Here is a 25,198-nt window from a genome sequence, read left to right on the forward strand (position 1 = left end):
CCGCCCCTTCCCTTCCGTCCGCCGGAGGCGCCCGCCATGTCCGCACCGACGCACACGCTCGCCGTCCCCGCACAGCCCCGGACCCGGGCCGAGCAGCCCGCCCCCCGGTACGCCGTCGGCCTCGCCCGCCACCAGGAGGACGTGCGCGCCGCCCAGCGGCTGCGCCACCAGGTCTTCGCCGGCGAGCTGGGGGCCCGGCTCGACGGGCCCGAGCCCGGCCTCGACACCGACGCCTTCGACGCGTACTGCGACCACCTCCTCGTACGGGAGGAGACCACCGGCGAGGTCGTCGGCACCTACCGGCTCCTGCCGCCCGAGCGGGCCGCCGTCGCCGGGCGCCTCTACTCCGAGGGCGAGTTCGACCTCACCCGGCTCGCCCCCGTCCGCCACGACCTGGTGGAGGTCGGCCGCTCCTGCGTCCACCCCGCCCACCGCAACGGCGCCGTCATCGCCCTCATCTGGGCCGGACTCGCCCGCTACATGGCCGAGACCGGCCACAACTGGCTCGCCGGCTGCTGCTCGGTCCCGCTCGCCGACGGCGGCGCCCTCGCCGCCGCCACCTGGGACACCGTCCGGACCAAGCACCTCGCCCCGGAGGAGTACTGGGTCACCCCGCACCGCCCGTGGAACTCCGAGGGCGTCGCCCGCCCCGAAGGCCGCACCGAACTGCCCCCGCTGCTGCGCGGCTACCTCCGGCTCGGCGCCTGGGTCTGCGGCGCCCCCGCGCACGACCCCGACTTCGGCGTCGCCGACCTCTACGTCCTGCTCTCGCTGCGCCGCACCAACCCGCGCTACCTCAACCACTTCCTGTCGCTCGTCCCGGCGCGGTGAACCGGCCCACGGCCCTCCCGCCGTGGCTCCCCACGGCGCCCTGCACCCCGGGCCGCTGCGCCGCCCACCCGGACGGCACCGGCCCCGACCCCGGAGCCGGCCTCCCGCGGGCCCTGGCCCGGCTCGCCGCCGGCACCGGCACCGTCCTCCTCGGCGTCCTGCTCGCCCCGGCCGCCGCCCTCCTCCCGCCCGCCGCCCGGCTCGCCCTCGTCCGCCTCTGGACCCGGACGGCGGTCCGCGCCTTCGGCGTCCGCGTCCGGTACGAGGGGACCCCCGCCGCCACCGGCCCGCTCCTCGTCGTCGCCAACCACGTCTCCTGGCTGGACGTACCGCTCCTCGCGGCCGTGCTGCCCGCCCGCGCGGTCGCCAAGGCCGAAGTGCGCCACTGGCCGGTCCTCGGCCTCCTCACCGCGCTCGGCGGCACCCTCTTCATCGACCGGGACCGGCTCAGGGCCCTGCCCGGCACCGTCCGCGCGATGGCCGGGATCCTCGCCGGCGGCGGCCGGGTGGCCGTCTTCCCCGAGGGCTCCACCTGGTGCGGCCGGGAGCGGGGGCGGTTCCGGCCCGCCGCCTTCCAGGCCGCCCTGGACGCGGGCTGCGCCGTGCAGCCCGTACGGATCGACTACCGGCCCGCCGACGCCGCCGCGTACGTCGGCGACGACCCGCTCGGCGCCTCCCTGTGGCGGGTCGTCACCACCCGGCGGCTCACCGCCGAGGTCCGCCTCGCGGACCCCCTGCCGAGCGGCCGGTACCCGGACCGGCGCGCCCTGGCGGCCGCCGCCCAGCGGGCGGTGGCCCTACGGGGAGCCGCACGGCGGGACCCGGACCCGCGGGTGCCGGCTCAGCGGGCCGTCGCCAGGGACAGCGCGAACCTGTCCCCGCCGTCCGTCCACCAGCGGGCCAGGTCGAGGCCCGCCGCCGCCAGCTCCTCCCGCACCCCTTCCTGACGGAACTTCGCCGACACCTCCGTCCGCAGCTCCTCGCCCGCCGCGAACGGCACCACGAGGTCCAGCTCCGGGATCTTCACGGTGAGCGCGCGGCGGGCGCGCAGCCGCATCTCGATCCACTCCCGCCCGGCGTCCCACACCGCCACGTGCTCGAAGTCCTCCGGGTCGGCGTCCGCGCCCAGCTCCCGGTCGATCACGGACAGCACGTTCTTGTTGAACTCCCCGGTCACCCCGGCCGCGTCGTCGTAGGCGGCCACCAGCGTCGCCTCGTCCTTCACCAGGTCCGTGCCGAGCAGCAGGGAGTCGCCCGGCGCCAGCATCGAGCGGACCGAGCGCAGGAAGGTCCGCCGCTCCTCGGGGAGCAGGTTGCCGATGGTGCCCCCGAGGAAGGCCACCAGGCGCGGCCCCGGCGTCCCGGGCAGCGCGAGCCCCCGGGTGAAGTCCGCGACCAGGGCGTGCACCCGCAGCTCCGGCCGCTCGGCGAGCAGCGACTCCGCCGCCCCGGTCAGCGCCGACTCGCTCACGTCCACGGGCACGTAGGCGTCCAGACCGGGCAGCAGCGCGTCGATCAGGAACCGGGTCTTCTCGGAAGAGCCGGAACCCAGCTCCACCAGGGTCCTGGCCCCCGTCGCCGCGGCGATCTCCGGCGCCCGCGCGGCCAGGATCTCCCGCTCCGCCCGCGTCGGGTAGTACTCGGGCAGCCGGGTGATCTCCTCGAACAGCTCGCTGCCCCGGGCGTCGTAGAACCACTTGGGCGGCAGCTCCTTGGGGGAGCGGGTCAGACCGTGGACGACGTCGGCGCGCAGATCGGCGCCGGCGGCGTCCGGGTCGAGGGTGCGGGTCAGCTGGTACGGGCTCACGCGGGCGGCTCCTTGAGCGGGGTGAGGGCGACGTCGGTGCGGTCGGCGGTCACGAGCGTGCGCCCGGGTACCTCCCGCCAGCGGGGATCGGCGTCGTACGGTTCGGAGGCCACGACCGTCCGGCCGGGGCCCGTCAGGTACCAGAGGCTGTCCCCCCAGGCGGTCGCGGCGATCCGGTCGCCGTCGGTGAGCAGCAGGTTCAGCCGGGAGCCGGGGGCCGCCGCGGCGACCTCCCGCACGGTGGCGGCGAGCGCCTCCCCCGGCGCGTCCCCGGCCCGCAGCCGGTGCAGGACGAGCGCCCACACGAGGGCCGAGTCGGTACGGGCCTCCAGGCGCAGCAGCTCCCCGGCGGACAGCGTCGCGGCGAGCGGGGCCAGGGTGTCCGGCCAGCCCGTGACCGCGCCGTTGTGGCTGAACAGCCAGGGCCCGGAGGCGAACGGCGCGGCCGCCGCCTCCCCGTCGGACCCGGGCAGCGTGGCGCTGCGGACCGCCGCGAGCAGCGCCCCGGAGCGCACCACCCGCGCCAGGTCGGCGAAACCGGGGTCGCCCCAGATCGGCCCGGCGCGCCGGTAACGCGCGGGCACCGGGTCCCCCTCGGCGTACCAGCCCACCCCGAACCCGTCGGCGTTCACCACGCCGCTGGCCTGCGTACGGGGCTCCCAGGACTGGCGCAGAAGGCCGTGCTCCGGCCGCACGACCAGCTCCCCGAGCGCCACCGGCTCGCCCACGTGGGCGAGGTGACGGCACATCAGTCGAGCTCCGCGGAGCGGGCGGTGCGGAAACCGGAGAAGATCTGGCGCCGCACCGGCAGGTCCCAGTTGCGGAAGGTGCCCCGGCAGGCGACCGGGTCCACCGCGAACGAACCGCCCCGCAGCACCTTGTGCTCCGGCCCGAAGAACACCTCCGAGTACTCCTTGTACGGGAAGGCCGTGAAGCCCGGGTACGGCAGGAAGTCGCTCGCCGTCCACTCCCAGACGTCCCCGATCAACTGCCGTACGCCCAGCGGCGAGGCGCCCTCGGGGTGGCTTCCGGCCGCCGCCGGGCCCAGGTGCCGCTGCCCGAGGTTCGCGTGCTCGGGACCCGGGTCCCCGTCGCCCCACGGATAACGGCGGGAGCGGCCCGAGGCCGGGTCGAACCGGGCCGCCTTCTCCCACTCGGCCTCCGTCGGCAGTCGGCGTCCCGCCCAGCGGGCGTAGGCGTCCGCCTCGTACCAGCTCACGTGCAGCACCGGCTCCTCCTCCGGCACCGGCTCGGTCACCCCGAACCGGCGGCGCAGCCACTGCCCGCCGTCCCGGCGCCAGAACAGCGGCGCCCCGATGCCGTGCTCGCGGATCTGCGCCCACCCCTCGGGGTGCCACCAGCGCCGGTCCGTGTAGCCGCCGTCGGCGATGAAGGCCAGATAGGCGCCGTTGGTGACCGGCGTGGTGTCGATGTGGAAGGCGGGCACGTCCCGCCGGTGCGCCGGGCGCTCGTTGTCGAGGGCCCACGGCTCGTCCGAGGTCCCCATGGTGAACGGACCACCGGGAACGAGGACTTCGGACGGCAGCGGACCGGTCCGGCGGACCGGCGGCGGGGGAGCGGTCAGGACGGCCGGCCCCTTCCGCAGCTGATGGGTGATCAGCATCGTCTCGTCGTGCTGCTGTTCGTGCTGGGCGACCATGCCGAACACGAACCCCGCGTCGAGCAGCGGCCGCCCCTCCAGCGGCGCCCCCTCCAGCACGTCGAGGATCCGGAGCCGTACGTCCGCCGCGTAGGCGCGGGCCTCGCCCGGCGAGAGCAGCGGCAGCGACGGGCGCTCGGCGCGCGGGTGCTCGAAGGCGTCGTAGAGGGAGTCGATCTCGGGCCGCAGCGCGTCGCGCCCCGCGACGGCCCGCCACAGCCACTGCTCCTCCTGGTTGCCGATGTGCGCCAGGTCCCAGACGAGCGGCGACATCAAGGGGGAGTGCTGGGCGGTGAGGACGTCGTCCTCCACGCAGGAGGTGAGACGGAGGGTGCGGTCCCGCGCCGCGGCGAGGGCGTCCAGGGCCCGCCCGCGCAGCGCCTCCGCGTCGGTCCGGGCCCCGGTCCCGGTCCCGACCGTGTCGGTGTTCCCGGTGTTCCCGGTGTGGCCGGTGTTCCCGGTGTGTCCGGTGTTTCCGGTCATGACGTCACCGCCTCGGGCGTGTCCGCCGGGGAGCTCCCGGGGACCACGTACCGCTCCTGGAAGGCGGCGACCGCCCGCCGCACCTCCTCGCTCGCCCCGATCCGTGGCAGCGCCTCCAGGGCGGCGGAGAAGACCGTCCGCGCGGCGGCGTGCAGGTCCGGATCGGCCAGGCCGTCACGGGCGGCCGCCACCCACAGCGGATTGCGCGGCGCGGGATCGTCACCGGCCCGCTCCGCGAGCGGCTTCACCGCCCGGTACACGGTCTCCGCCGCCTCCGGGTCGTCGAACACCGCCGTCGTCACGGCCGCCGGCACCATCCAGCCGTCCCGCCCCGGCTGCGCGTCGACCATCCGGAACTCCAGATGGCCGCGCGGCCGCACCGGCGGGAAGAGCGTCGTCATGTGGTAGCGCAGGTCGTCGGCGTCGGCCGGACGGGGGAGCCCCGTGCGCAGCCACTCCCGGAAGGTCAGCCCCTCCGGCACCGCCCACGGCCCCTCGTCGGTCCGCACGCACAGCACCGGGGTGTCGAGCACGTGCGCCGCCCACTCCGTCCGCGGGTCCCCGTCCGGGGCGGGCGCGGGCGCCAGCCGCGGCGCGAGGGTCCGCAGGGGGTCGAGATCCGCCCACAGGGCCTGCCGCGTCGAGCGCCAGCCGGTGCGGCGCCCGCCGTGCACCGGGGAGTTCGCGAAGGCGGCCACGAGGACCGCGCCCAGGAGGTGGGCGAGCCGCCACCGCCGCCGGTAGTTCAGCGGGCCCGGCCCGTCGACCCCGGCGTCGAGGCAGATCTGCACCGAGGCCGACTCGCACATCATGGCCCGCCCGGCCGGTCCCGTCCGGTCCAGCGCGGCCTCCATCGCGTCGTACCGCGGCTCGTGGAGCACCCGGTCGCGCGGCGCCTGCCAGGGGTCCACCCCGTAACCGCTGAGGGCGAGGCCGAGCGGCCCGAGCGCGCCCCGCACCGCCCGCAGATCGGCGGCCAGGGAGTCCAGACACTCCATGAGGGATCCGGCGGGCCGGGAGCTGAGCTCCAGCTGACCGCCGGGTTCGAACGTCAGGGCCGACACCAGGGGCAGGGCCCGCACGGTGTCGAGGGCCGCCGCGAGCCGCTGTGGCCGCACGGGCAGCCGGGGGTCACGCAGCTCGTGCACCAGCCACTCCAGCTCCACCCCCACGACGCGGGGCGGGCCGGTCTTGAAGCAGATACATCGCAGCAGTTCCTCCGCCTCCGCCTCGGTGAGAGGGGGGCCGCCACGCGGTATGCCGCTCGGCGACATCCGTACACCTCCTGGTCCTCGGGGGGACCGGCCCCGGGACGGTCCGTCCCGCGAGCACGATCCCGGACGCACCGGAAACAGGCTTCCGGGGACGGAGCCCCCGGAACGCCACTGGTTCCACCTAAAGCCACCACCGAGCGCCGTGCAAGAGCGCCCCGGACGGGCCGTACGCGCCCCCCGTGCACCCGCCCGTCCGGATTCCCCCGCCGTCACGGAAACATTCACCGTCCTCACGGACCGGCGAAAAACCGTTGTCCCGGGCGGGAAGAGACGATCATGCTGGCGCCCATGAGTGCACGACTGCGCGGAATCGCGTACCGGACCGAGGAGATCGTCGCGGCGGGCCACTACCGCACCCGGGACGGCCGGACCGTCTCGATCGCCGACGACCTGGCCGCCGCCCTGGCCGGAACCCGACTCCACGGCCCCGGCCCCGTCGCCGTCACCCCCGACACCGGCCGCACGCCCGTCCTGGAGGTCACCGGCGAGAGCAGCCTGGCCGCCGCCCGCCGGATGACCGCGGCCGACCCCGCCCGCCCGGTGGCCGTCCTGAACTTCGCCTCCGCCCGCAACCCCGGCGGCGGCTACCGCAACGGCGCCCAGGCCCAGGAGGAGGCGCTCTGCCGGGCCTCCGCCCTGTACGCCACCCTGCTGCGCGCCCCCGAGTACTACGACCACCACCGCGCCGACCGGGACGTCCTCTACTCCGACCGCGTCATCCACTCGCCCCGGGTGCCGGTCTTCCGCGACGACCGGGGCGACCTGCTCGCCGAGCCCTTCACGGTCGGCTTCCTCACCTCGCCCGCCCCCAACGCGGGCGTCGTCCGCCGCACCACCCCCGAACGCGCCGGCCTGCTGCCCGCGGCCCTCGCCTCCCGCGCCGAACGGGTCCTGGAGACGGCCGCCGCGGCCGGATACCGACGGCTGGTCCTCGGCGCCTGGGGCTGCGGGGTGTTCCAGAACGACCCGGAGCAGGTCGCCGGCGCGTTCAAGGTCCCGCTCACCGGGGACGGCCGGTTCGCCGGCCACTTCGAGGAGGTCGTCTTCGCCGTCCTGGACCGCGCCCCCGGCGCGCCGACGCTCGCCGCCTTCGCCAGGGTCCTCGGTCCCACCCCCTGACGTGCGGGTTCTCGGCCCGCGTGCCACGCTGAAGGGATACGGACCGATGTCCGAAACCCGTCACGGGAGGCACGATCGTGGGCAAGAAACAGACCCGTGTGAACAAGGGGGCCCGCACCGGCGGCCACGAACACCGCACCGACGCGGCCGCGAAGGAGAAGTCCTCCCCGGTCACCACGAGGGAAGCACCGATGCCGATGGTGGAGCACGGCCACCGCAAGGAACGCAGGTTCGGCCACAACTGAGGCCACCACCGAGGCCACCACCGAGGCCTTGATCAAGGCCATGGCCGAGGCGATGACCGAGGTGTCGAGCCAGAGCCGCGGCGGAGGCGACGGCCGAGGACATGACCGCGACCACGGCCGACGCCGCGATCAGGACCGATGCCACGGTTGCGGTCGACACCGCGATCAGGGCCGATGTCACGGCCAGGGCCGACGTCACGGTTGCGGTCGACACCGAGACCAAGGCCGACGTCACGACCGAGGGGCCCGCCGACGAGCGGACCCGCCCGGGCCCGGCGCCACCACGGCGCCGGGCCCGAACGCGTCCGGGAGCTACTTCTCCTCGTCGCGGACCGTGATCTCCACCCTCTCCGACACGCTTTCCGCCACCCGGGGCGCCGGCGGGACCGCCCCGCCCAGGTCCTCCCGAGCCGCCGGGCTCATCGTGGCGAGCAGCTGCCGGGCCAGGCCGAGCCCGGTGCCGCCCATGGTCAGCGCCTTGGCGAACACGTCCGCCATGCCGTCGGCGCCGTTCAGGAGCACCATCTGGTCCACGTTCCCGAAGGCGGACGCGCCCGCGGAGACGATCTCCGGCCACTTCTCGGCCAGCTGCTGGGCGACCACCGCCTCCTGGTTCTCCGCGAGCGCCGCCGCCCGCGCCTTGATCGCCTCGGCCTCCGCCAGACCCTTCGCCCGCGTCGCCTCGGCGACCGCGAGGCCCTTCGCGTGCTGGGCCGCCGCCTCCGCCTCGCCCGTGAGCCGGGTCGCCGTGGCCTTCGCCGCGCTCGCCAGCTCGGTCTCCTTCGCCTCGGCCTGGGCGGCCGAGATCCGGGCGTCGCGCTCGGCCTCCGCCAGCGTCCGGGTCTCGTACGCCATCGCGTCGGCCGGTTTGCGGACCTCCGCCTGGAGCTGCTGCTCCTTGCGGTGCCCCTCCAGCTCGGCGACGCGCGTCTCCTGCACGACGACCTCCTGGCGGGAGGCCGCCTCGGCCAGCGGACCGGCCTGCCGGGCCCGGGCCGAGGCCTGGTCCCGCTCGGCCTGGTAGCCGGCCTGGAGGATCTCGCTGTCCCGGGTCGCCTCCGACATGCGCGCCGCGGCCTGCTGCTCCGCCTCGGTCGCCCGCCGGTTCGCCTCCGCCTGCGCGATCCGCGCGTCCCGCTGGACGGCGGCGGCGTGCGGGGCGGCCAGGTTCTTGATGTACCCGGTCGGGTCCTCGATCTCGTGGATCTGGAGCGAGTCGACGATCAGCCCGAGCTTCTCCATCTCCGTGCCACAGGCCGACCGCGCCTGCCCGGTCAGCTTCTCCCGGTCACGGATCATGTCCTCCACGGTCAACCCGCCGACGATGGCGCGGAGATGACCGGCGAAGACGATGTGCACCCGTTCGCTCATCAGCTTCTGCTGGTCGAGGAAGCGGCGGGCGGCGTTGGCGATCGACACGAAGTCGTCACCGACCTTGAAGATCACCACACCGCGGACCTTGAGCGGAATGCCCTGGTGGGTGACGCACTCGACGGACAGCTGGGTCTCGTTGAGGTCGAGCGAGAGCTTGCGCACCGCCTGCACCCCGGGCAGCACGAGGGTGCCGCGCCCGGTGACGATGCGGAACCCCATGCCCTCGCCGAGGCCCTCGTTCTTGTGGTTGGAACCGGAGATGATCAGCGCCTCGTTGGGTTCCGCGACGCGCCACATCATCTTGAAGACAGCGATCAGAACGACGAAGGCGCCGACGACGACGCCCGCCATGATGCCGATGCCCATGGGCAAGGTCCCCCTTCACCGGAGCCGAGCGGACCCGGTGAAGGGAGTGTGCGCCCGGGACGGGCTCCGCTCAACGCTTCGGTCAACCGTCGTACGCGGCTGTGACATAGACGGTGCGTGGAGGGAGATGTTCCATGACGGTCACGACCGTTCCGACCTCGATCCGCTCCTTCGGCGTGGCCGGATGGGCGAGGAAGTGCTCGGCGCCGCCACGGATCCGGACGATCACCTCGCCGACGAGGCCGGGTCCGACGGTGCCGGTCACCCGGCCGAGCAGTCCCACCATCGAGGTCTCCATCGACGCGTCGTCCATGACTGCACGGTACGTCAGATCCAGCCGTCCAGGGCCGACATGAACCCGTCGAAGTCGTCCCGGTGGACGGTGTGCCCGGTCTTCGCCACCGTGCGGACCTCGAAGCCGCGCTCCGCCAGCATCCGGGCGCTCCCGGGCGGGACGAGCAGGCTCGGGTCGGCGAGGGTGACGAGCGAGGGGACGACGGGCCGGACCGGCCACAGGTCGGTGCCCACGGACGGCGCCAGACCGTACGCCGTCCGCTCGTCCCACACCCGCACCGCCGCCAGCTCGTCGTCGACGTCCTCCTCCGACCAGGAGGGGTTGAGCCCCTGGATCATCTCCCGGGTCAACTCCTTTCCCCGTACGAAGAGTTCGGGCCGGTAGCCGGTGGGCCCCGACCTCAGCTGCCAGGCCGGGTCGGAGTACACCGCGCGGGCCGGGTCGAGCCGCTCCACCGCGCCGGCGAGCACGAGCGCCCCGAGCGAGTGGCCGACGGCCAGCTCGATGCCGTCCGGCACGGTCTCCACGAGGTCGTCGGCGTAGTCCTCGGGCCGGTACTCCTCCGGCCCCGCGCCCCGCCCGCTCGCCCCGTGGCCCCGCAGGTCCACCGCGACCACCCGGTAGCCGCGGTCCGCGAGCGCGGGCCCGACCCGGCGCCAGGTGCGGTGGTCGGCCATGATGCCGTGGACGAGCAGGACCGTCCGGTCCCCGGAACCCCACGTGGTGGTGTGCAGACGCACGGTGCCGCCCCTCCGTATCTCCTCGCCGCCCGGGGCGCCCGGCCGGCGCTTCCGGTACCGACGACACGGTACGACCACGGGGAGGAGCGACGGCGCCGGGGCCCGAATCGTCCCGGAGGAGGAGCCGTCGTCCTCGCGGGTCGTCCGGCGCGCGCCCGGCCGAACGCTTAGCGTCGACCCATGAGCACAGTTCCGAAGCGATTCGAGATCCTGCTGGTGCCCGAGCACGTCGAGGACCGCCACGGCGCCTCCGTCGCGGACAGCGCCGTCCGCTCGGCCGTCGTGGAGGCCACCGGACACCACGGCGAGTCCGGCTACCCGATCTACGAGGGGCACGGCGTCAGGGCCGACATCGACCCCGAGACGGGGACGGTCGAGGCGCTGCTCGTCGACGGCCGCGAACTCGACTACGCCCTCACGCCCCTGGTCCGCCCCGCCCCCTGACCCGTCCTCCCGCCGTCGAAGTGTCCCGCGTCGCCCGCGTACGTCCCGAAACGGCCCGTTGACAGGGCGGGCCGTCGGGCAGAGACTCTGCGCGCCCGGTGGGACGAGAACGGTTCCACCGGGCCGGACGAACAGAGCCGTTCCGAAGGTCACGAAGGTCACGTGGGAGAGAACCGATGAGCATCCGCGACGTCTACATCGTCGACGCCGTCCGCACCCCGATCGGGAAGTTCGGGGGCGCCCTCGCCTCCGTGCGTCCCGACGACCTCGCGGCCCATGTCGTGCGGGCGCTCGTCGACCGCTCGCCCGCGCTCGACCCGGCCCGCGTCGACGACGTCTACTTCGGCGACGCCAACGGCGCGGGCGAGGACAACCGTGACGTGGCGCGGATGGCCGTCCTGCTCGCCGGGCTGCCCGTCACCGTCCCCGGCGTCACCGTCAACCGCCTCTGCGGCTCCGGTCTGGAGGCCGTGATCCAGGCGGCCCGCGCCATCGCGCTCGGGGACGCCTCGGTGGCGATCGCCGGCGGCGTCGAGTCGATGTCCCGCGCCCCCTGGGTCCTCCAGAAGCCCGAGCGGGCCTTCCCCGCCGGTCACCAGCAGCTCCACTCCACGACGCTCGGCTGGCGCATGACCAACCCGCGGATGCCCGCCGCGTGGACGGTCTCCCTCGGCGAGGGCGCCGAGCTGGTCGCCGACAAGCACGGCATCACCCGCGAGCGGCAGGACGCCTTCGCCCTCGCCAGCCACCGCAAGGCCGCCGAGGCCTGGGCGAAGGGGCTGTACGACGACGAGGTCGTGCCCTACCCCGACGTGGACCTGACCCGTGACGAGTCGATCCGGGACAGCACCCCGGAGGCCCTCGCCAGGCTCAAGCCCTCCTTCCGCCCCGAGGGCGGCACCGTCACGGCGGGCAACTCCTCCCCGCTCAACGACGGCGCGGCCGCCCTGCTCCTCGTCGACGAGGAGGGGCTGCGCGAGACCGGCCGCGAGCCGCTCGCCCGCATCCGCGCCTCCGCCGTCACCGGCGTCGAGCCGCAGCTCTTCGGGCTCGGCCCGGTCGAGGCGGTCCGCCGGGCCCTGGACAAGGCGGGACGCTCCTTCGCCGACCTGAGGACCTTCGAGCTCAACGAGGCCTTCGCGGCCCAGGCGCTCGGCTGCCTCGCCGAGTGGCCGGAACTCGACCCGGAGATCGTGAACCCGCGCGGCGGGGCCGTCGCGATCGGCCACCCGCTGGGCGCGTCCGGCGCCCGCCTCGCCGGGTCCGTGGCGCACCAGCTCGCGGCGGCCGGCTCCGGCACGGGCCTCGCCGCGCTCTGCATCGGCGTCGGCCAGGGCCTCGCGCTGGTCCTGGAGCGCTGAGACCGCGCGGACACGCGGAAGAGGGGTACGGGAAGCCCTCCCGTACCCCTCTCGCGTCCGTGCCGTCCCGACGGGCCGGCTACTGCTGCGCGCTCTCCTGCGCCTGGCCGTCCGCGATGGACTTGCGCACCTCGTCCATGTCCAGCTTCCGCGCCTGGCCGATGAGGTCCTCCAGGGCGACCTCCGGCAGCGCGCCCGGCTGCGCGAACACGGCCACCTTGTCGCGCACGATCATCAGGGTCGGGATCGACTGGATCTCGAACGCCGCCGCCAGCTCCTGCTGCGCCTCGGTGTCCACCTTGGCGAAGACGAGGTCCTGGTGGCGCTCGGAGGCCGCCTCGAAGACCGGGCCGAACTGACGGCAGGGACCGCACCACGAAGCCCAGAAGTCGATCAGAACGAACTCGTTGTCGCTCACGATCTCGTCGAAGTTGTCCTTGGTGAGCTCTACGGTGCTCATGCTTCCTGCCTCCGACCTGCATAGATGATGCCCTTTTGGCTGATTCCCGAGACCCGTGGGAACACCTTGGGAACACCAGGGCCTCATGGCGAGCGTAAACCCACGTGCGAACAAAGACGGCATCGTTACCAGCCACCAGGCGGAGTGGCCCATGGACGGTGCGTGACGGACGGAGACCTTCCCGCCCGGGACGAGGAAGCCGCGAAGATCTTCAAGGGCGCGGTCGAGGAGGCCGGAAACCGGTGGCCGGCCCCGGGGAAGCGAACTCGTGGCGGCGGCTCGGGCCCCGGGGGGTGCCGCCCACGGTCCGGGGACCGTGGGCGGCGTCGTGTCCGGTGGGCCGGCCGGGTCAGCTGCCGTCGATGAGCCGGACGGCGAACTCCGGAGAGAAGGAACCGGCCGCGTACTGCGGCCCGTCCGCCGGGCAGCGGGCGTCGTCGGCGTGCCGGCCGTCCGAGTCGCCCGGGTTCTTGATCCACAGGTAGTACGCGGCGCCGCCCTCGCCGACGCGGGAGGCCGAACCGAGCTTGCGCTGCGGCGGGTTGCAGAAGCCGACCTGGCCGCTGCTCTCGTTGCCGGGGATCTTGTAGGCGCCGTTGCCGTTGCGGGAGGTGTCGACGACCCAGGTCGTTTCGACGCCCAGGCGCTCCTTGACGCGCGCGGCGAGGCGGCGGCCGTAGTCGTTGGAGATGTCGGTGGAGTGGTAGTTGGCGACGTTCACGGCCACGCCGTCGGCGAGGTAGATGCCGGAGCGGCCCAGCATGTCGGCCATGTCGCTCAGCCCGATGCCCCGGTCGGCCGGGTTGTCCTGGCGCCGCGCTCCCAGCGTCCAGGTCGCGTTGCCCGCGTCGATGTACGTCTTGACGTACGGGCCTTGTGCGTCGAGGTGCTGGTTGGCGTACCAGAGCATGTCGAAGCGGGCCTCGCGGCGCTCCGGCGTGAGGCAGTTCTCCTCGACGTCGGCCTGGGCGACCGCGTCCGGCTCCAGGACGACGATCGCGGGGCGCTTGCCGATCCCTGCGATGAAGCCGTCCATCCACGCCTTGTACGCCGCCGCGTCGGCCGCGCCGCCGCCGGAGGCGCCGCCGCAGTCACGGCCGGGGATGTTGTAGGCGACGAGCGTCGGAAGTTGGCCGGCGGCCGTGGACCTGTCCACGTAACTGTCGACGTCTGCCTGGATGTTGGTGTTCCAGCCGCCGAACCACTTCACCGTGGTCCGGTCGGCTATCTGGGTGCTGATCTTCGGGGTGCGGGTGTCGGCCTGGTTGGCGTTCACCCACTTGCGGGCGTTGGAGTCGGGGTCGACGAAGAAGCCCTCGCGCGCCGTCGACGTCGTCAGCGACACGTTGTCGAAGGTGAACGTCCGGGGTGCGGTCTGGGCGCCGAGCTGGATGGTGATCTGGCCCCCCTCGCCGGTCGTCGTGTCGATCGTGGAGCGGAAGGTCCACTGGTAGCGCTTGCGCGTGGTGTCCAGGGTGATGGCCTGGCTGAGGGGGGCGATGTAGGCGCCGCTGGACTGCTGGACGGTGGCCCGGACGTTCGCCGGGGCGGACGACTGGGCGTCGAAGGAGAGGGTGTAGAGCGCGCCGACGCGCAGCCGTACGCCGTTGCGTCCCAGCATCGCGTCCCACTGGTTGGGCTTGTCGGTGCCCACGGAGGTCTTCAGCGAGCCGCCCGAGTAGTCGGTGGCGGAGCCGGTGGAGGACCACCAGGTGTCGGCGGGCGGGACGTTGGTGAAGGTGCCCTCCGGGGCGAGTTCGCCGTAGAGCAGCGGCTCGGGGGCGGCGGGTGCCGCTTGGACGGTGGCCGCCGGGAGCATCAGGGCGGCGGCGAGGGCGGGGACCAGGAGGGGGGTCAGGGCGGTGGTGCGCCTTGAGAGTGCGGTTCTCATCGGTGGGTGAGGTCCTTCGGTAGGGGTGAGGGACAGCCGGCGGCGATGCCGGTGCAAACTTCGTGCGGTGCGGTGCCGTTCGGCTCGTCGTCGGTGCCGTGCGGGCGGACGTCGCTGCCCATGCCCCAGCGAGCCAGGTGGGGCGAGGGCGGTCCGATTCTGCCGACGCCGGGGAAGTGGGGGGCGTACGGGCACGGTCGCGGTCTCACGTGAACTCGCGACCCGGCGGTCGCCACGCGTCGACGATCAACGCGGATCCTTGTCCGCACCCCCGGATCCCACAAGTGTCAACAACCCCCCGCCATACGGCCTGGAGGATACCGCGCTGCCTTCCAGGCTTCCCGCCCAAGGAGAACAGAGCACGAGATCAGCCCACCCGAGCACCGTCACACGCCGCATGGGCGCCGTCGTGCTCTGTTCGTCCCCTCCGTCTTCGCCGGATCTCAGTGCAGTGGCCGGATCAACTCCCGCGGCCACACCGGCCCGTAGCGAGCGAGGCAGTACGTGGAGATGTGGTGGATCGGCTCGGGACCCGTCGAGCGTCCGCCGCCGGCCGAGCGTCCTGCCTCCAGAGACCAACCCCCGCCCGGAGACCACCGCGTCGGTCGACGTCCCCGGCTGCCGGCCCGGACAGCCTCTCGACCTGGACGGCGTCACGGAGGGCCTCATCCGCCGCGCGAACGTGCTCGAAGCGGCTGGTGTGCGGTGCGCTCGACCGGTGGTGCCTGGACGAGCTCGTCCAGGGTGCGACCCGGTGGGACGTCGATCCGCTCCCGTGGGGGAGCGCGTGTGGGCCGACTTCGCTCCGGAGGCGAGGACGTGACCCGGGAGCGCGCGGCCGTGTGGACGTACTGCGCCGTCCCCGCCCCCCTCGTCGGCACGCCCGGATGGGGCGGAGAAGCGAGTCGATTGACCGCCGGAAGGCGCAGGTCGCAAGAAAACCCCAGGTCAGGGCGCTGATCTGGAGAGTGTCCTTGGTGAGCTCCACGGCGCTCATGCTTGTCTGCCTTTCGAGGTCTCCCGGTGGTGTCCTCACGGACCCCGGGGGACTCGCCGGGCACGACGGCGTATCGAGCCGCACTATTCCAGGCCCCTGCCCGCAGACTGGGATCATGACACATACGGTGGAAGACGAGCAGGTCTACGACGTGGTGGTACTGGGCGCGGGACCGGTCGGCGAGAACGTCGTCGACCGGGTGCGGGCGGCCGGTCTGAGCGCGGCGATCGTCGAGAGCGAACTGATCGGCGGCGAGTGCTCGTACTGGGCCTGCATGCCCAGCAAGGCACTGCTCCGCCCCGGGATCGCCCGCTCCGACGCCCGCGCGCTCCCCGGTCTGCGCGAGGCGGTCGGCAGCCCCCTGGACGCGGCGGCGGTCCTCGCCCACCGGAACGAGGTCGTCGGCGACTGGAAGGACGACGGCCAGCTGGACTGGCTGGACTCGATCGGCGTCCGGGTCCTGCGGGGCCACGGCCGCCTCGCCGGACCGCGCAGGGTCGAGGTCGTGAGCCCCGAGGGCGAGCGCCACCTGCTCACCGCCCGGCACGCGGTCGCCGTCTGCACCGGCAGCCGCGCCGTCCTGCCGGAGCTGCCCGGACTGCCCGGGGCGCGGCCCTGGACCAGCCGCGAGGCCACCTCCTCCCAGCAGGTGCCCGAGCGGCTCGTCGTGGTGGGCGGGGGAGTGGTGGGCGCGGAGATGGCCACCGCCTGGCAGGCCCTCGGCTCGAAGGTGACCGTGCTCGTACGGGGCGGGGGCCTGCTGCCCCGCATGGAGCCCTTCGTCGGCGAGCACGTGGCCGAGGCCCTGAAGGAGCGCGGCGCCGACATCCGCGACGGCGCGTCGGTCACCGCGGTGGTACGGGACGGGGGGACCGGACCGGTCACCGTGGTCCTGGAGGGCGGCGACCACGTCGAGGCCGACGAGGTGCTCTTCGCGACCGGCCGGGCCCCGCGCACCGAGGACGTCGGCCTGGAGACGGTCGGCCTGGAGCCGGGATCCTGGCTGGACGTCGACGACAGCCTCCGGGTCCTCGGCACCGACTGGCTCTACGCCGTCGGGGACGTCAACCACCGTGCGCTCCTGACCCACCAGGGCAAGTACCAGGCCCGGATCGCGGGCGCCGCCATCGCCGCCCGCGCGGGGGGAGAGGAGCTGCCGGACGCCGGGAGCTGGGGCGCGCACGCCGCCACGGCCGACCACGCCGCCGTGCCGCAGGTGGTGTTCACCGACCCCGAGGCGGCCGCCGTCGGCCTGTCGCTCGCGGAGGCGGAGCGGGCCGGGCTGCGGGTCCGGGCCGTGGACCTCGACCTGACCCAGGTCGCCGGGGCCGGCCTCTACGCGCCGGGCTACCGGGGTCACGCGCGGATGGTGGTGGACCTGGAGCGGGAGGTCGTCGTCGGCGCCACCTTCGTCGGTCCGGGGACCGGCGAGCTCCTCCACTCGGCGACGGTCGCGGTCGTCGGCGAGGTCCCGATCGCCCGCCTGTGGCACGCCGTCCCCTCGTACCCGACGCTGAGCGAGGCGTGGCTGCGGCTCCTGGAGGCCTACCGCGGCTGAGGCCCGGTCACCTCCGGCGTGCCCGGGGCCGCCCGTCGCGGTCACCTCCGGGCACGCCGCTTCATCCTTGTGGCCGCGCTCGTTCACTCCCCTGGTCCCGGGAGCGTGCCGTACGGTCCCGGACCCGCGGAAGCTGGCTCCGGCAGTACCCCACCGGAAACTCCCTCCTCCAGGAACGAGAGCAGCATGACCGCGTTCGCCCGCCGCCGTACTCCCCGCCGCCGTGCCCTCCGGGCCGGCACCACCGTCCTCCTGCTGACCGCCACCGCACTCACCGCCGGACCCGCCGCTGCCGGAGGACCCGCCGCCGGAGGCGGGAACGGCGAGAAGCCGACGGTGGTGCTGGTGCACGGGGCGTTCGCGGACGCCTCTGGCTGGAACGACGTGATCGAGCGGCTCCAGCGCGACGGGTACGAGGTCGTGGCACCGGCCAACCCGCTGCGGGGGCTGCGCAACGACTCCACGTACCTCGCCAGTGTCCTCAGGAGCATCGAGGGCCCGATCGTCCTGGTCGGGCACTCCTACGGCGGCGCGGTGATCAGCGGCGCGGCGGCGGGCAACCCCCGCGTCAAGGCGCTCGTCTACGTCGCCGCGTTCATGCCCGACAAGGGCGAGTCGCTCGCCGAGCTGTCCGCCAAGTTCGCCGGCAGCGAGCTGGACGCGGCCCTCAGGCCCGTCCCGTACACCGACGCCAACGGCTCGGGAACGGACCTGTACATCCGGAACGACAGGTTCCATGACGTCTTCGCCGCCGATCTGCCCAGGGAGCGGACCGGGGTCATGGCGGCCGCGCAGCGGCCCGCGGCGGCCGCCGGATTCGCGGAGAAGGCGACCGCGGCGGCCTGGAAGACGATCCCGTCCTGGTTCCTCGTCGCCCGGCAGGACAAGGCCATCGCCCCGGACCTGGAGCGGTTCGAGGCGCGGCGCGCGAAGTCCCGCACCGTGGAGATCGATTCCTCGCACGTGGCGATGATGTCCCACCCCGACGCCGTCACCCGGCTGATCCGGCAGGCCGCGAAGACCACCCGCTGACCCCGCCGACGGGGGTTCACCGGGCGCCGGTGCCCTCCGGGACGTACGGAGGGACCAGGGTGCCCGCCGCCGAGCGGGCGACCTCCAGGGCGGCCCCGGCGTCCTGCCCCAGGACCACCCGGGTGCTCAACCCGTCGAGCAGGGCGAGGAGTTCGGAGGCCCGGGACGTGGTGTCCAGCGGGGCGAAGCGCTTGCGCGCGACACCCGTCGCGAGCAGGGCCTCCAGGTCCTCCTGCCAGCCCCGGTCCAGCTCGACCTGGGCCTCGCGCAGCGCGTCGTTCCCGGCCGCGCGGGCCCAGAGCTCGATCCACAGCGTCCAGCGCGGGTCACGGGGCCCGCGCGGCAGGTAGAGCCTCAGGAACAGGTCCAGTTTGCGCTCGGCCGCGACCCGCCGGCCGAGCAGCGCGCGGCGCTCCCCGGCGAGCGCCGCCTCGCTCCACCGCAGGGCGGCGAGCAGCAGCAGGTCCTTGCTGCCGAAGTAGTACAGGATGTGGCCGCCGCTCGTGCCGAGCCGCTCCGCGAGCGCCGACATGGTGAGGGAGGCGAGGCCGTCCTCGGCGATCACCGTCATGGCCTCCTCCAGCATCCGCTCCTGGGTGACGTGTCCGTCCCGCCGTCGTGCCGTGCCTGCCACCGCCGCCGTCCCCGTCCCGCTCTTCCGTCCGTTCCGCCGCGCGGATCCGCCGTGGACCGATCCGTCGTGGACCGATCCGCCGTGCGTGGATCCGCCGTGCGTGGATCCGCCGTGTACGGATCGACCCTAACCGCAACCTCCGAAGGTCTTGACGTGGCCGGAACCTTTCGCACATCTTGAATGCCGTTCTAAAACTTAGAACGGCATTCAAGACAGGAGTGCGGTGTGCTCGGACACGAGACGGCGACCGTGACCACGGAAACCGCGAGGACCACGGGCCGCGACGAGGTGTTCCAGGTCGAGGAACACGGGATCGACCCCATACCCGACGCCGAACGGCACGGCAGCGCCAAGGACGTCTTCTGGCTCTGGTTCGGCTCCAACCTCACCTTCACCTACGTCATCAACGGCGCCCTCGCCGTCGCCTTCGGGCTCTCCTTCTGGCAGGCCACCGCCGTCGTCGTGCTCGGCGGCCTCGCCTTCCTCGCCATCGGCGCGGCCGGCCTCAGCGGCGTGCGCACCGGCACCGCCACGCTCGTCATCTCCCGCGCGGCCTTCGGCCGCCGGGGCAACTGGCCCGCCGGCCTCCTCAACTGGATCGTCGGCATCGGCTACACCGTCGTGAACACGGTGGTCGGCACCCTCGCGCTCGAAGCCTTCCTCGCCGACCTCGGCTGGAGCGCCGGACACGCCCCCCGCGCCGCGGCCCTCGCCGTCACCCTCGCGCTGACCTTCGCCATCGCCCTCTGGGGCCACGCCACCGTCCAGTTCGCCGAACGCTGGATGGCCTACGTCCTCGCCGTCGGCTTCGCCGTCCTGGTCGTCCTCGTCCTGCCCGGCGCCGACACCTCCGCCCCCGCCGCCGCGCCCGGCGCCCAGGCCTGGAGCCTCGCCCTCGTCGTCGTGCTCGCGGGCCCCCTCTCGTACCTCCCGATGCCCGCCGACTACACCCGCTACCTCCCTCGCACGACCTCACTCAAGGCCGTGACCTGGAGCGGGGCCCTCGGCGGCTTCCTCTCCTCGGTCGCCCTCGGCGTCGCCGGCGTGGCCGCCGCGACCCAGGTCGACATGACCGACGCCGTCGCGGGCACCGAGAGCCTGCTGCCCGGCTGGTTCCAGCCGCTCTTCCTCGCCCTGGTCCTCGGCGGCTCCGTCACCAACTCGATCATCACGCTCTACTCGTCGAGCCTGAACCTCCAGGTCCTCGGCATCCCCTGGAGCCGGGCCCGCGCCATCGTCGTCAGCGCCGCCGTCACCGCCGCCGGCTCCCTCGGCGCCCTCTTCCTCGCCGACTTCACCACCTCGCTCCTCTCCTTCCTCTCCCTCCTGATCATCGTCTTCGCCCCCTGGGGCGGGGTCTTCCTCGCCGACATGGTGCTGCGCCGCTGCTCCTACGACTCCGCCGGCCTGCACGCGGACACCGGCGGCGCCTACTGGTACCGCTCCGGCTGGCACCCGGCCGGCCTCGTCGCCCTCCTCGCGGGCCTCACCTTCTCCGCCCTGACCTGCGACTCCGAACTGTGGACCGGCCCCCTGGTCGCCCCGCTCGGCGGCGCGGACCTCACCCTGCTCGGCGCGGCCGTCTCCGCCCTGGTGTACGTGCTCCTCGCCCGCGGGCACGTCGCACCGCACCGCCCCTGACAGCCACCGCACCCCACCCCTCCCGTACGCCATGGAGCCACCCCGCATGAACAGCACCGCCCCCGCGTCCGCCGACCTCGTCCTCACCGGCGCCCGGATCCACACCGTCGACCCGGACCTCCCCGAGGCCCAGGCCCTCGCCGTCCGCGACGGCCGCATCGTCTGGATCGGCTCCGACGACGGGGCCGCCGCCTGGACCGGACCCGGCACCCGGGTCCTCGACGCGGGCGGACGGCTCGTCCTGCCCGGCTTCGTCGACGCCCACAACCACGTCCGCCTCGGCTCCGACGACGCCTGCGTCCAGCTCGCCGGCGCCCGCACCCTCGACGCGATCCACGAGCGGATCCGCACCTGGCACGCGGCGAACCCGGACGCCGAGTGGATCGAGGCCGAGGCCTTCGACTACTCGGCCGTGCCCGGCGGACGCATGCCCACCGCCGCCGACCTCGACCCGGCCACCGGCGACACCCCCGCCCTCGTCCTCAGCTACGACGTGCACACCGCCTGGCTGAACACCGCCGCCCTCAAGCGCCTCGGCGTCGACCGCGACCACACCGAACTGCCCTTCGGCCGGGCCGTCACCGACCCGGCGACCGGCGAACCCACCGGATTCGTCAAGGACTTCGCGATCAAGGGCCTCTCCCGCGACGGCCACCGCGCCCTGCGCGACCTCGGCCTCCCCTGGGCCTCGCCCGACCGCCAGTACGGACGGCTCGCCAAGAGCCTCGACGACGCCATCGGCTTCGGCATCACCACCGTCGTCGAACCGCAGAACTCCCTCGACGACCTCGCCCTCTTCGCACGCGCCCGCGACGAGGGCCGGCTGCGCTCCCGGATCGTCGCCGCCCTCTTCCACCCGCGCGGCACCACCGAGGCCGACCTCGACGCCTTCGCCGCGGCGGCCGAGGAGCACGACGACGACCGGCTGCGGGTCGGCCCGCTCAAGCTGTACATCGACGACGTCGTCGAACCCCGCACCGCCGCCCTCCTGGAGCCGTACGCGGGCTGCTCCCACCACCGCGGCGACACCTTCTACCCGCCGGAGGAGTTCGCCGAGCTGCTCACCCTGCTCGACGCGCGCGGCTTCCAGTGCTTCGTCCACGCCACCGGCGACCGGGGCATCCGCACCGTCCTCGACGCCGTCGAACGCGCCCGCGCCGCCAACGGACCGCGCGACGCGCGCCACCAGGTCGTCCACGTCGAGTGCCTCGACCCGGCCGACACCCCGCGCTTCGCCGAGCTCGGCGTCGTCGCCTGCATGCAGCCCCGGCACGCGGCCCCCGACATCGCGGGCCCCGGCCAGGACTGGGCCGAGAACGTCGGCCCCGACCGCTGGCACAAGGCCTGGCCGCTGCGCAGCCTGCACGCGGCCGGCGCGGTCCTCGCCCTCTCCAGCGACTGGAACGTCGCCGAGATGGATCCCATGGTCGGCATCCACGCCGCCGTCACCCGCCGCCCGCCCGGCGGCGGCGAGGCCTGGACGGCCGGCGAGACGATCGACGTCGCCACCGCCGTCGAGGGCTACACGAGGGGCTCGGCGTACGCCAACTTCCTGGAGCACGAGCGCGGTTCCCTGACCGTGGGCAAGCTGGCCGACTTCGTCGTCCTCTCCCGCGACATCCTCCGCGTCGCCCCCCAGGACATCCCCGGCACCGTCGCGGAGACGGTCGTGGTGGGCGGCGAGGTGGTCGTGGAGCGCCGCGCGGGGGAGTGACCCGGGCGCCGGTCCGGCCGTGGACCGTCCCCGGCCCGGCGCGGCCGGACCGGGGACGGTCGAAGAGGCGGTCAGAGCCGGTCGAGGACCTTCCGCAGCTCGGCGACCTCGGCGGACTGGGTCCGTACGACGTCGTCGGCGAGCTTCCTGGCCGTCGGGTTGAGGCCGTTCTTCCGCTCGTCCTCCGCCATGGCCACCGCACCCTCGTGGTGGGCGATCATCAGCTCGGCGAAGGTGCGGTCGAACTCCTCGCCCCCGGCGGCCGCCAGATCCTTCATGTCCTGCTCGGACATCATCCCGGCCATGCCGTGGCCGGAGCCGTGACCGCCCCCGTGACCGGCGGACCCGGGCCGGCCCCAGCCCGCGAGCCAGGCCCGCATGGTCCGGATCTCCGGGCCCTGGGCCCGCTCGATCGCGGCGACCAGCCTCTTGACGCCGGGGTCCTCGGCCCGGCCGTCGGCGAGCTCCGCCATCTCCAGGGCCTGCTCGTGGTGCGGGATCATCATCTGCGCGAACATGACGTCCGCGTCGTTGAAGGGCCCCGGAGCGGGCGCCGGGGAGGCGGCGGCCCCGGGCGCGGCGGCGGTGGCGGACGGGGGAACGGACGCCGACGGGGCGGTGTCGTCCGCGCCGCACGCGGTGAGCAGGAGCCCGGTCGCGGCGGCGGCGCCGACGAGGGCGGATACCCGGGTGGCGCGGTGCGTGAAGGCACGCATGTGCATGGTGATACCTCGTGTGCTGTTCGTACGGACCCGTAGGGACTCGTGCGGTCCCGTACGGGCGGAAGAGGGCAGGCCGGAGGGGCTCACGGGCGGCGCGGGGGCGCCCGTGGGCGAGGTACGGCCTATATCCGCAGGACGGACAGCAGCGCGGGGTCGGGAGGACGACGGGGCGGGGCGTGCGGAGCCCGTACGTGCGCGAGGCGCGCCAGGAAGGGCACGGGCCCTTCGGGTCCGCGTCCAAGGGCGGCCAGGACGAGCCGCGCCAGCAGCCAGACGCCGAGGACGGCCACGCACAGGGTGGTCATGTCCGTCCCCGTACCGGGATCGTGCCGGGCGTCGGAGCTCCCGCCGTCGTGCGCGGAGGAAGCGGGGGAGGAGGCGGCGGAGGCGGTGTGCGTGCTGCCGTCGGACCCCTCGGGATGGCCCACGGTGTGCATCAGGAACACGCCGAGCGCGAGCACGACGACGAGCAGGAGGTGCGCCGTGGCACCTCCCGCTCGTCGACCGCGTTCCGCCCGTCGTGTCCGCACAGCCAGGACCTCCCGGCTCGCGAATATACCGTGGAGGGGTATCAAGAACGCGTCAGGACACGGTCTCGCCCGTCATGGCGGCGGCCATCCGCAGATGCGGCGCGGCCTCCTCCGGGCGTCCCTGCCGCTCCAGCACACGGCCGAGCATCAGCCGGGCGTAGTGCTCGACCGGGTCGCGCTCCAGGATCGCGCGCAGCTCGGTCTCGGCCCGGGAGAGCCGGGCGGAGTGGTAGTACGCCCGGGCGAGGAGGAGTCGCTGGGCGGTCTGGTCCGGGTGCTCGGCGACGAGGCCGCGCAGGATGCGGACGGCGGTCCCGTACTCCTTCGCGTCGAAGAACAGCCGTGCCCGGTCCCAGCGCTCCCCGGCCGTGCCGAACTCGTAGTACGTCTCGCTCACTCGCTCTTCCTTCCCGGAGATCCGGATCCGCCGCCGTGCGGGGGGCGGTCGACCGGTCCAACAAGCCAGAATGGTTGAACATTCCACTAAGGCTTTCCGGTGGCTCCCCGACTTCTCCCGGCTCCGCCGGAGCGTCACGCCCCGCGGCCCCCGGACCGCAATAGGTTGGGCGCCATGAGCAATCTCGATCGCCAGGCCGTGCCGACCGTCTGCGGCGGACGCGGCTTCGTCGCCGCCGAGCCGGTACGGGAACTCCTCGCCCCCCGCCACGTCCGGCTCGGCGAATCGACCGAGGTCCGCCGACTGCTCCCGAACCTGGGGCGGCGGATGGTCGGCGCCTGGGTCTTCGTCGACCACTACGGCCCCGACGACATCGCCGACGAGCCCGGCATGCAGGTCCCGCCCCACCCCCACACGGGGCTCCAGACCGTCAGCTGGCTCCACGAGGGCGAGGTGCTGCACCGCGACTCCACCGGCGCCCTCCAGACCATCCGCCCGCGCGAACTGGGCCTGATGACCTCGGGACGGGCGATCTCCCACTCCGAGGAGAGCCCCCGCCCGCACGCCCGCTTCCTGCACGGCGCCCAGCTCTGGGTCGCCCTCCCCGACGCCCACCGACACGTGGAACCCCACTTCGAGCACCACGCCGACCTGCCCCGCGCCACCGCCCCCGGCCTCACGGCCACGGTGGTCCTGGGCTCCCTCGACGGCGCCGCCTCGCCGGGCACCACGTACACCCCGATCGTCGGCGCCGACCTCGCCCTCACGGCCGGCACCGAGGCGAACCTCCCGCTGGAGCCCGACTTCGAGTACGCCGTCCTCGCCATGTCCGGCGAGGCCCGCGTCGACGGCGTGCCCGTCCTGCCCGGCTCGATGCTCTACCTCGGCTGCGGCCGCACCGAACTCCCCCTCCACGCCCTCTCGGACGCGGGCCTGATGCTCCTCGGCGGCGAGCCCTTCGCCGAGGAGATCGTCATGTGGTGGAACTTCGTCGGCCGATCCGGCGACGAGATCGTACAGGCGCGAAACGACTGGGAGAAGGGCTCGCGGTTCGGCGAGGTGCACGGTTACGACGGTGCCCGCCTATCCGCTCCGGCTCTGCCCACCACCCCGCTGAAGCCGCGTGGGAGGGTGCGCTGACCTGCGGAAACCTGTGATCGGGCTGGCCGTGCTTCCACGCGTGGCTGCCATACTGAGGCCCCTGATCTGCATCCTGTCCTGTGCTCGGGCCAGGGGGTCTGCCGGGCTCGAGAGGAGGCATGTCGAGTCTCGTGTCCGGGCTTATGCGTCAAGCTTTAATCGGATCGATGCTGACCTTTTGCTGACTTTCCTGACTGGCAGTCAGACAGCGGTAGTCACTGAGCTTCTTTCATCCTGTGTTGGAGGGTGAAATGGGCTGGTCAGCGAGGGTGGTGACGAGGCAGGGCCCCTGGTGGTTCCGTATCGAGCCATGCTCGATGTCCCGCACGAGCTGGTTGAGCATGTTTCCTGGCTGCTGTACGAGCACCGCCGGGCCCGCAACACGCGGTGGCGCAGGCTCGGCTGCTTCCAGCAGGCACTCCTCACGCTGGTCCATCTGCGGAAGAACGAGACGTTCTCGCAGCTTGGAGCAGGTTTCGGGAT

General features: G+C 73.8%; 25 protein-coding genes. 12 read left to right on the top strand and 13 right to left on the bottom strand.

Annotation, left to right across the window (positions count from 1 at the left end):
• The first annotated feature begins 36 nt into the window (after nt 1-36).
• Complete coding sequence (locus ADL08_RS24885; protein ID WP_053646657.1) at nt 37-831, top strand: GNAT family N-acetyltransferase; 795 nt, start codon at nt 37-39, stop codon at nt 829-831.
• Nucleotides 828-1,778: a lysophospholipid acyltransferase family protein gene (locus tag ADL08_RS24890; protein ID WP_053646659.1), complete on the top strand. Its 951-nt coding sequence runs from the start codon at nt 828-830 to the stop codon at nt 1,776-1,778. Before ADL08_RS24885 ends, ADL08_RS24890 begins: the two co-directional genes overlap by 4 nt.
• On the opposite strand, the gene egtD is transcribed toward ADL08_RS24890, so the two are convergent.
• Genes egtD through egtA form a run of 4 tightly spaced genes read right to left on the bottom strand, consistent with a single transcriptional unit; the run spans nt 1,673 to nt 6,055 of the window.
• The gene (gene egtD, locus ADL08_RS24895; RefSeq protein WP_053646661.1) at nt 1,673-2,638 is read right to left on the bottom strand and encodes an L-histidine N(alpha)-methyltransferase; all 966 of its coding nucleotides are present in this window, start codon (nt 2,636-2,638) and stop codon (nt 1,673-1,675) included. The two genes, ADL08_RS24890 and egtD, sit on opposite strands and share 106 nt — an antisense overlap.
• A complete protein-coding gene (gene egtC / locus ADL08_RS24900; RefSeq protein WP_053646663.1) occupies nt 2,635-3,387 on the bottom strand; it encodes an ergothioneine biosynthesis protein EgtC in 753 nt (250 codons plus the stop codon). The genes egtD and egtC overlap by 4 nt, the downstream gene beginning before the upstream one ends.
• Nucleotides 3,387-4,781: an ergothioneine biosynthesis protein EgtB gene (gene egtB / locus ADL08_RS24905; RefSeq protein ID WP_234352244.1), complete on the bottom strand. Its 1,395-nt coding sequence runs from the start codon at nt 4,779-4,781 to the stop codon at nt 3,387-3,389. The genes egtC and egtB overlap by 1 nt, the downstream gene beginning before the upstream one ends.
• The gene (gene egtA / locus ADL08_RS24910) at nt 4,778-6,055 is read right to left on the bottom strand and encodes an ergothioneine biosynthesis glutamate--cysteine ligase EgtA (protein ID WP_053646665.1); all 1,278 of its coding nucleotides are present in this window, start codon (nt 6,053-6,055) and stop codon (nt 4,778-4,780) included. The genes egtB and egtA overlap by 4 nt, the downstream gene beginning before the upstream one ends.
• 288 nt (nt 6,056-6,343) lie before the next feature.
• On the opposite strand from egtA, the gene ADL08_RS24915 reads away from it, so the two are divergent.
• Nucleotides 6,344-7,174: a TIGR02452 family protein gene (locus tag ADL08_RS24915; RefSeq protein ID WP_053646699.1), complete on the top strand. Its 831-nt coding sequence runs from the start codon at nt 6,344-6,346 to the stop codon at nt 7,172-7,174.
• A gap of 77 nt (nt 7,175-7,251) precedes the next feature.
• On the top strand, nt 7,252-7,419 hold the full coding sequence (locus tag ADL08_RS37335) for a hypothetical protein (protein ID WP_159043118.1): 168 nt from the start codon (nt 7,252-7,254) through the stop codon (nt 7,417-7,419).
• Nucleotides 7,420-7,731: 312 nt separating this feature from the next.
• Here the strand turns inward: ADL08_RS37335 and ADL08_RS24920 are convergent, their stop codons facing one another.
• From ADL08_RS24920 to ADL08_RS24930, 3 genes are all read right to left on the bottom strand, one after another.
• Nucleotides 7,732-9,159, bottom strand: a complete 1,428-nt coding sequence (locus tag ADL08_RS24920) for an SPFH domain-containing protein (protein WP_053646666.1) — start codon at nt 9,157-9,159, stop codon at nt 7,732-7,734.
• A gap of 82 nt (nt 9,160-9,241) precedes the next feature.
• On the bottom strand, nt 9,242-9,472 hold the full coding sequence (locus ADL08_RS24925; protein ID WP_199837080.1) for a hypothetical protein: 231 nt from the start codon (nt 9,470-9,472) through the stop codon (nt 9,242-9,244).
• Nucleotides 9,473-9,486: 14 nt separating this feature from the next.
• Entirely contained in the window at nt 9,487-10,194 is a 708-nt protein-coding gene (locus ADL08_RS24930) for an alpha/beta fold hydrolase (RefSeq protein WP_053646669.1), read from the bottom strand.
• Nucleotides 10,195-10,374: 180 nt separating this feature from the next.
• Here ADL08_RS24930 and ADL08_RS24935 point away from each other — a divergent pair, with 180 nt between their 5' ends.
• Both ADL08_RS24935 and ADL08_RS24940 read left to right on the top strand, forming a co-directional pair.
• The gene (locus ADL08_RS24935) at nt 10,375-10,638 is read left to right on the top strand and encodes a hypothetical protein (protein ID WP_053646671.1); all 264 of its coding nucleotides are present in this window, start codon (nt 10,375-10,377) and stop codon (nt 10,636-10,638) included.
• Between the two features lie 176 nt (nt 10,639-10,814).
• A complete protein-coding gene (locus ADL08_RS24940; protein ID WP_053646673.1) occupies nt 10,815-11,999 on the top strand; it encodes a thiolase family protein in 1,185 nt (394 codons plus the stop codon).
• A 79-nt stretch (nt 12,000-12,078) separates the two neighbouring features.
• On the opposite strand, the gene trxA is transcribed toward ADL08_RS24940, so the two are convergent.
• Both trxA and ADL08_RS38810 read right to left on the bottom strand, forming a co-directional pair.
• Nucleotides 12,079-12,459: a thioredoxin gene (gene trxA / locus ADL08_RS24945; RefSeq protein WP_053646675.1), complete on the bottom strand. Its 381-nt coding sequence runs from the start codon at nt 12,457-12,459 to the stop codon at nt 12,079-12,081.
• A 349-nt stretch (nt 12,460-12,808) separates the two neighbouring features.
• Nucleotides 12,809-14,350, bottom strand: coding sequence for a glycoside hydrolase family 6 protein (locus ADL08_RS38810; protein ID WP_053646677.1), 1,542 nt, complete (start codon nt 14,348-14,350; stop codon nt 12,809-12,811).
• Between the two features lie 1,112 nt (nt 14,351-15,462).
• Here ADL08_RS38810 and ADL08_RS24955 point away from each other — a divergent pair.
• A complete protein-coding gene (locus ADL08_RS24955) occupies nt 15,463-16,905 on the top strand; it encodes a dihydrolipoyl dehydrogenase family protein (protein ID WP_053646679.1) in 1,443 nt (480 codons plus the stop codon).
• A gap of 186 nt (nt 16,906-17,091) precedes the next feature.
• Nucleotides 17,092-17,937, top strand: a complete 846-nt coding sequence (locus ADL08_RS24960) for an alpha/beta fold hydrolase (protein ID WP_063885350.1) — start codon at nt 17,092-17,094, stop codon at nt 17,935-17,937.
• A 16-nt stretch (nt 17,938-17,953) separates the two neighbouring features.
• Here ADL08_RS24960 and ADL08_RS24965 read toward each other — a convergent pair whose 3' ends face one another.
• On the bottom strand, nt 17,954-18,571 hold the full coding sequence (locus ADL08_RS24965; RefSeq protein WP_053646681.1) for a TetR/AcrR family transcriptional regulator: 618 nt from the start codon (nt 18,569-18,571) through the stop codon (nt 17,954-17,956).
• Between the two features lie 225 nt (nt 18,572-18,796).
• Here ADL08_RS24965 and ADL08_RS24970 point away from each other — a divergent pair, with 225 nt between their 5' ends.
• Both ADL08_RS24970 and ADL08_RS24975 read left to right on the top strand, forming a co-directional pair.
• Complete coding sequence (locus ADL08_RS24970) at nt 18,797-20,212, top strand: purine-cytosine permease family protein (RefSeq protein WP_053646683.1); 1,416 nt, start codon at nt 18,797-18,799, stop codon at nt 20,210-20,212.
• A 46-nt stretch (nt 20,213-20,258) separates the two neighbouring features.
• Entirely contained in the window at nt 20,259-21,926 is a 1,668-nt protein-coding gene (locus ADL08_RS24975) for an amidohydrolase (RefSeq protein ID WP_053646686.1), read from the top strand.
• A 71-nt stretch (nt 21,927-21,997) separates the two neighbouring features.
• Here ADL08_RS24975 and ADL08_RS24980 read toward each other — a convergent pair whose 3' ends face one another.
• The 3 genes from ADL08_RS24980 to ADL08_RS24990 form a co-directional block, all read right to left on the bottom strand.
• The gene (locus ADL08_RS24980; RefSeq protein WP_053646706.1) at nt 21,998-22,642 is read right to left on the bottom strand and encodes a DUF305 domain-containing protein; all 645 of its coding nucleotides are present in this window, start codon (nt 22,640-22,642) and stop codon (nt 21,998-22,000) included.
• A gap of 128 nt (nt 22,643-22,770) precedes the next feature.
• The gene (locus ADL08_RS24985; RefSeq protein ID WP_053646691.1) at nt 22,771-23,178 is read right to left on the bottom strand and encodes a DUF6153 family protein; all 408 of its coding nucleotides are present in this window, start codon (nt 23,176-23,178) and stop codon (nt 22,771-22,773) included.
• Between the two features lie 52 nt (nt 23,179-23,230).
• Nucleotides 23,231-23,575 (bottom strand): tetratricopeptide repeat protein, encoded by a 345-nt coding sequence (locus ADL08_RS24990; protein ID WP_053646693.1) that lies wholly within the window; start codon nt 23,573-23,575, stop codon nt 23,231-23,233.
• Between the two features lie 174 nt (nt 23,576-23,749).
• Between ADL08_RS24990 and ADL08_RS24995 the strand changes: the two genes are divergently transcribed.
• A complete protein-coding gene (locus ADL08_RS24995; protein WP_053646695.1) occupies nt 23,750-24,715 on the top strand; it encodes a pirin family protein in 966 nt (321 codons plus the stop codon).
• A 310-nt stretch (nt 24,716-25,025) separates the two neighbouring features.
• On the top strand, nt 25,026-25,198 hold a 173-nt coding region (locus tag ADL08_RS25000), incomplete at its 3' end, for a transposase family protein (protein WP_199837081.1).

Source organism: Streptomyces sp. NRRL F-6492 (genome assembly GCF_001280125.1).
Classification (GTDB): domain Bacteria; phylum Actinomycetota; class Actinomycetes; order Streptomycetales; family Streptomycetaceae; genus Streptomyces.

What these genes read in the sequence shown, in the direction of transcription:
- ADL08_RS24940 (WP_053646673.1), top strand. Translation starts at nt 10,815, where the DNA reads ATGAGCATCCGCGACGTCTACATCGTCGACGCCGTCCGCACCCCGATC.
- ADL08_RS24980 (WP_053646706.1), bottom strand. Translation starts at nt 22,642, where the DNA reads ATGCGTGCCTTCACGCACCGCGCCACCCGGGTATCCGCCCTCGTCGGC.
- ADL08_RS24955 (WP_053646679.1), top strand. Translation starts at nt 15,463, where the DNA reads ATGACACATACGGTGGAAGACGAGCAGGTCTACGACGTGGTGGTACTG.
- egtB (WP_234352244.1), bottom strand. Translation starts at nt 4,781, where the DNA reads ATGACCGGAAACACCGGACACACCGGGAACACCGGCCACACCGGGAAC.
- ADL08_RS24925 (WP_199837080.1), bottom strand. Translation starts at nt 9,472, where the DNA reads ATGGACGACGCGTCGATGGAGACCTCGATGGTGGGACTGCTCGGCCGG.
- ADL08_RS24885 (WP_053646657.1), top strand. Translation starts at nt 37, where the DNA reads ATGTCCGCACCGACGCACACGCTCGCCGTCCCCGCACAGCCCCGGACC.
- egtA (WP_053646665.1), bottom strand. Translation starts at nt 6,055, where the DNA reads ATGTCGCCGAGCGGCATACCGCGTGGCGGCCCCCCTCTCACCGAGGCG.
- ADL08_RS24915 (WP_053646699.1), top strand. Translation starts at nt 6,344, where the DNA reads ATGAGTGCACGACTGCGCGGAATCGCGTACCGGACCGAGGAGATCGTC.
- ADL08_RS24935 (WP_053646671.1), top strand. Translation starts at nt 10,375, where the DNA reads ATGAGCACAGTTCCGAAGCGATTCGAGATCCTGCTGGTGCCCGAGCAC.
- trxA (WP_053646675.1), bottom strand. Translation starts at nt 12,459, where the DNA reads ATGAGCACCGTAGAGCTCACCAAGGACAACTTCGACGAGATCGTGAGC.
- ADL08_RS38810 (WP_053646677.1), bottom strand. Translation starts at nt 14,350, where the DNA reads ATGAGAACCGCACTCTCAAGGCGCACCACCGCCCTGACCCCCCTCCTG.
- egtC (WP_053646663.1), bottom strand. Translation starts at nt 3,387, where the DNA reads ATGTGCCGTCACCTCGCCCACGTGGGCGAGCCGGTGGCGCTCGGGGAG.
- ADL08_RS24995 (WP_053646695.1), top strand. Translation starts at nt 23,750, where the DNA reads ATGAGCAATCTCGATCGCCAGGCCGTGCCGACCGTCTGCGGCGGACGC.
- ADL08_RS24960 (WP_063885350.1), top strand. Translation starts at nt 17,092, where the DNA reads ATGACCGCGTTCGCCCGCCGCCGTACTCCCCGCCGCCGTGCCCTCCGG.
- ADL08_RS24920 (WP_053646666.1), bottom strand. Translation starts at nt 9,159, where the DNA reads ATGGGCATCGGCATCATGGCGGGCGTCGTCGTCGGCGCCTTCGTCGTT.
- ADL08_RS24975 (WP_053646686.1), top strand. Translation starts at nt 20,259, where the DNA reads ATGAACAGCACCGCCCCCGCGTCCGCCGACCTCGTCCTCACCGGCGCC.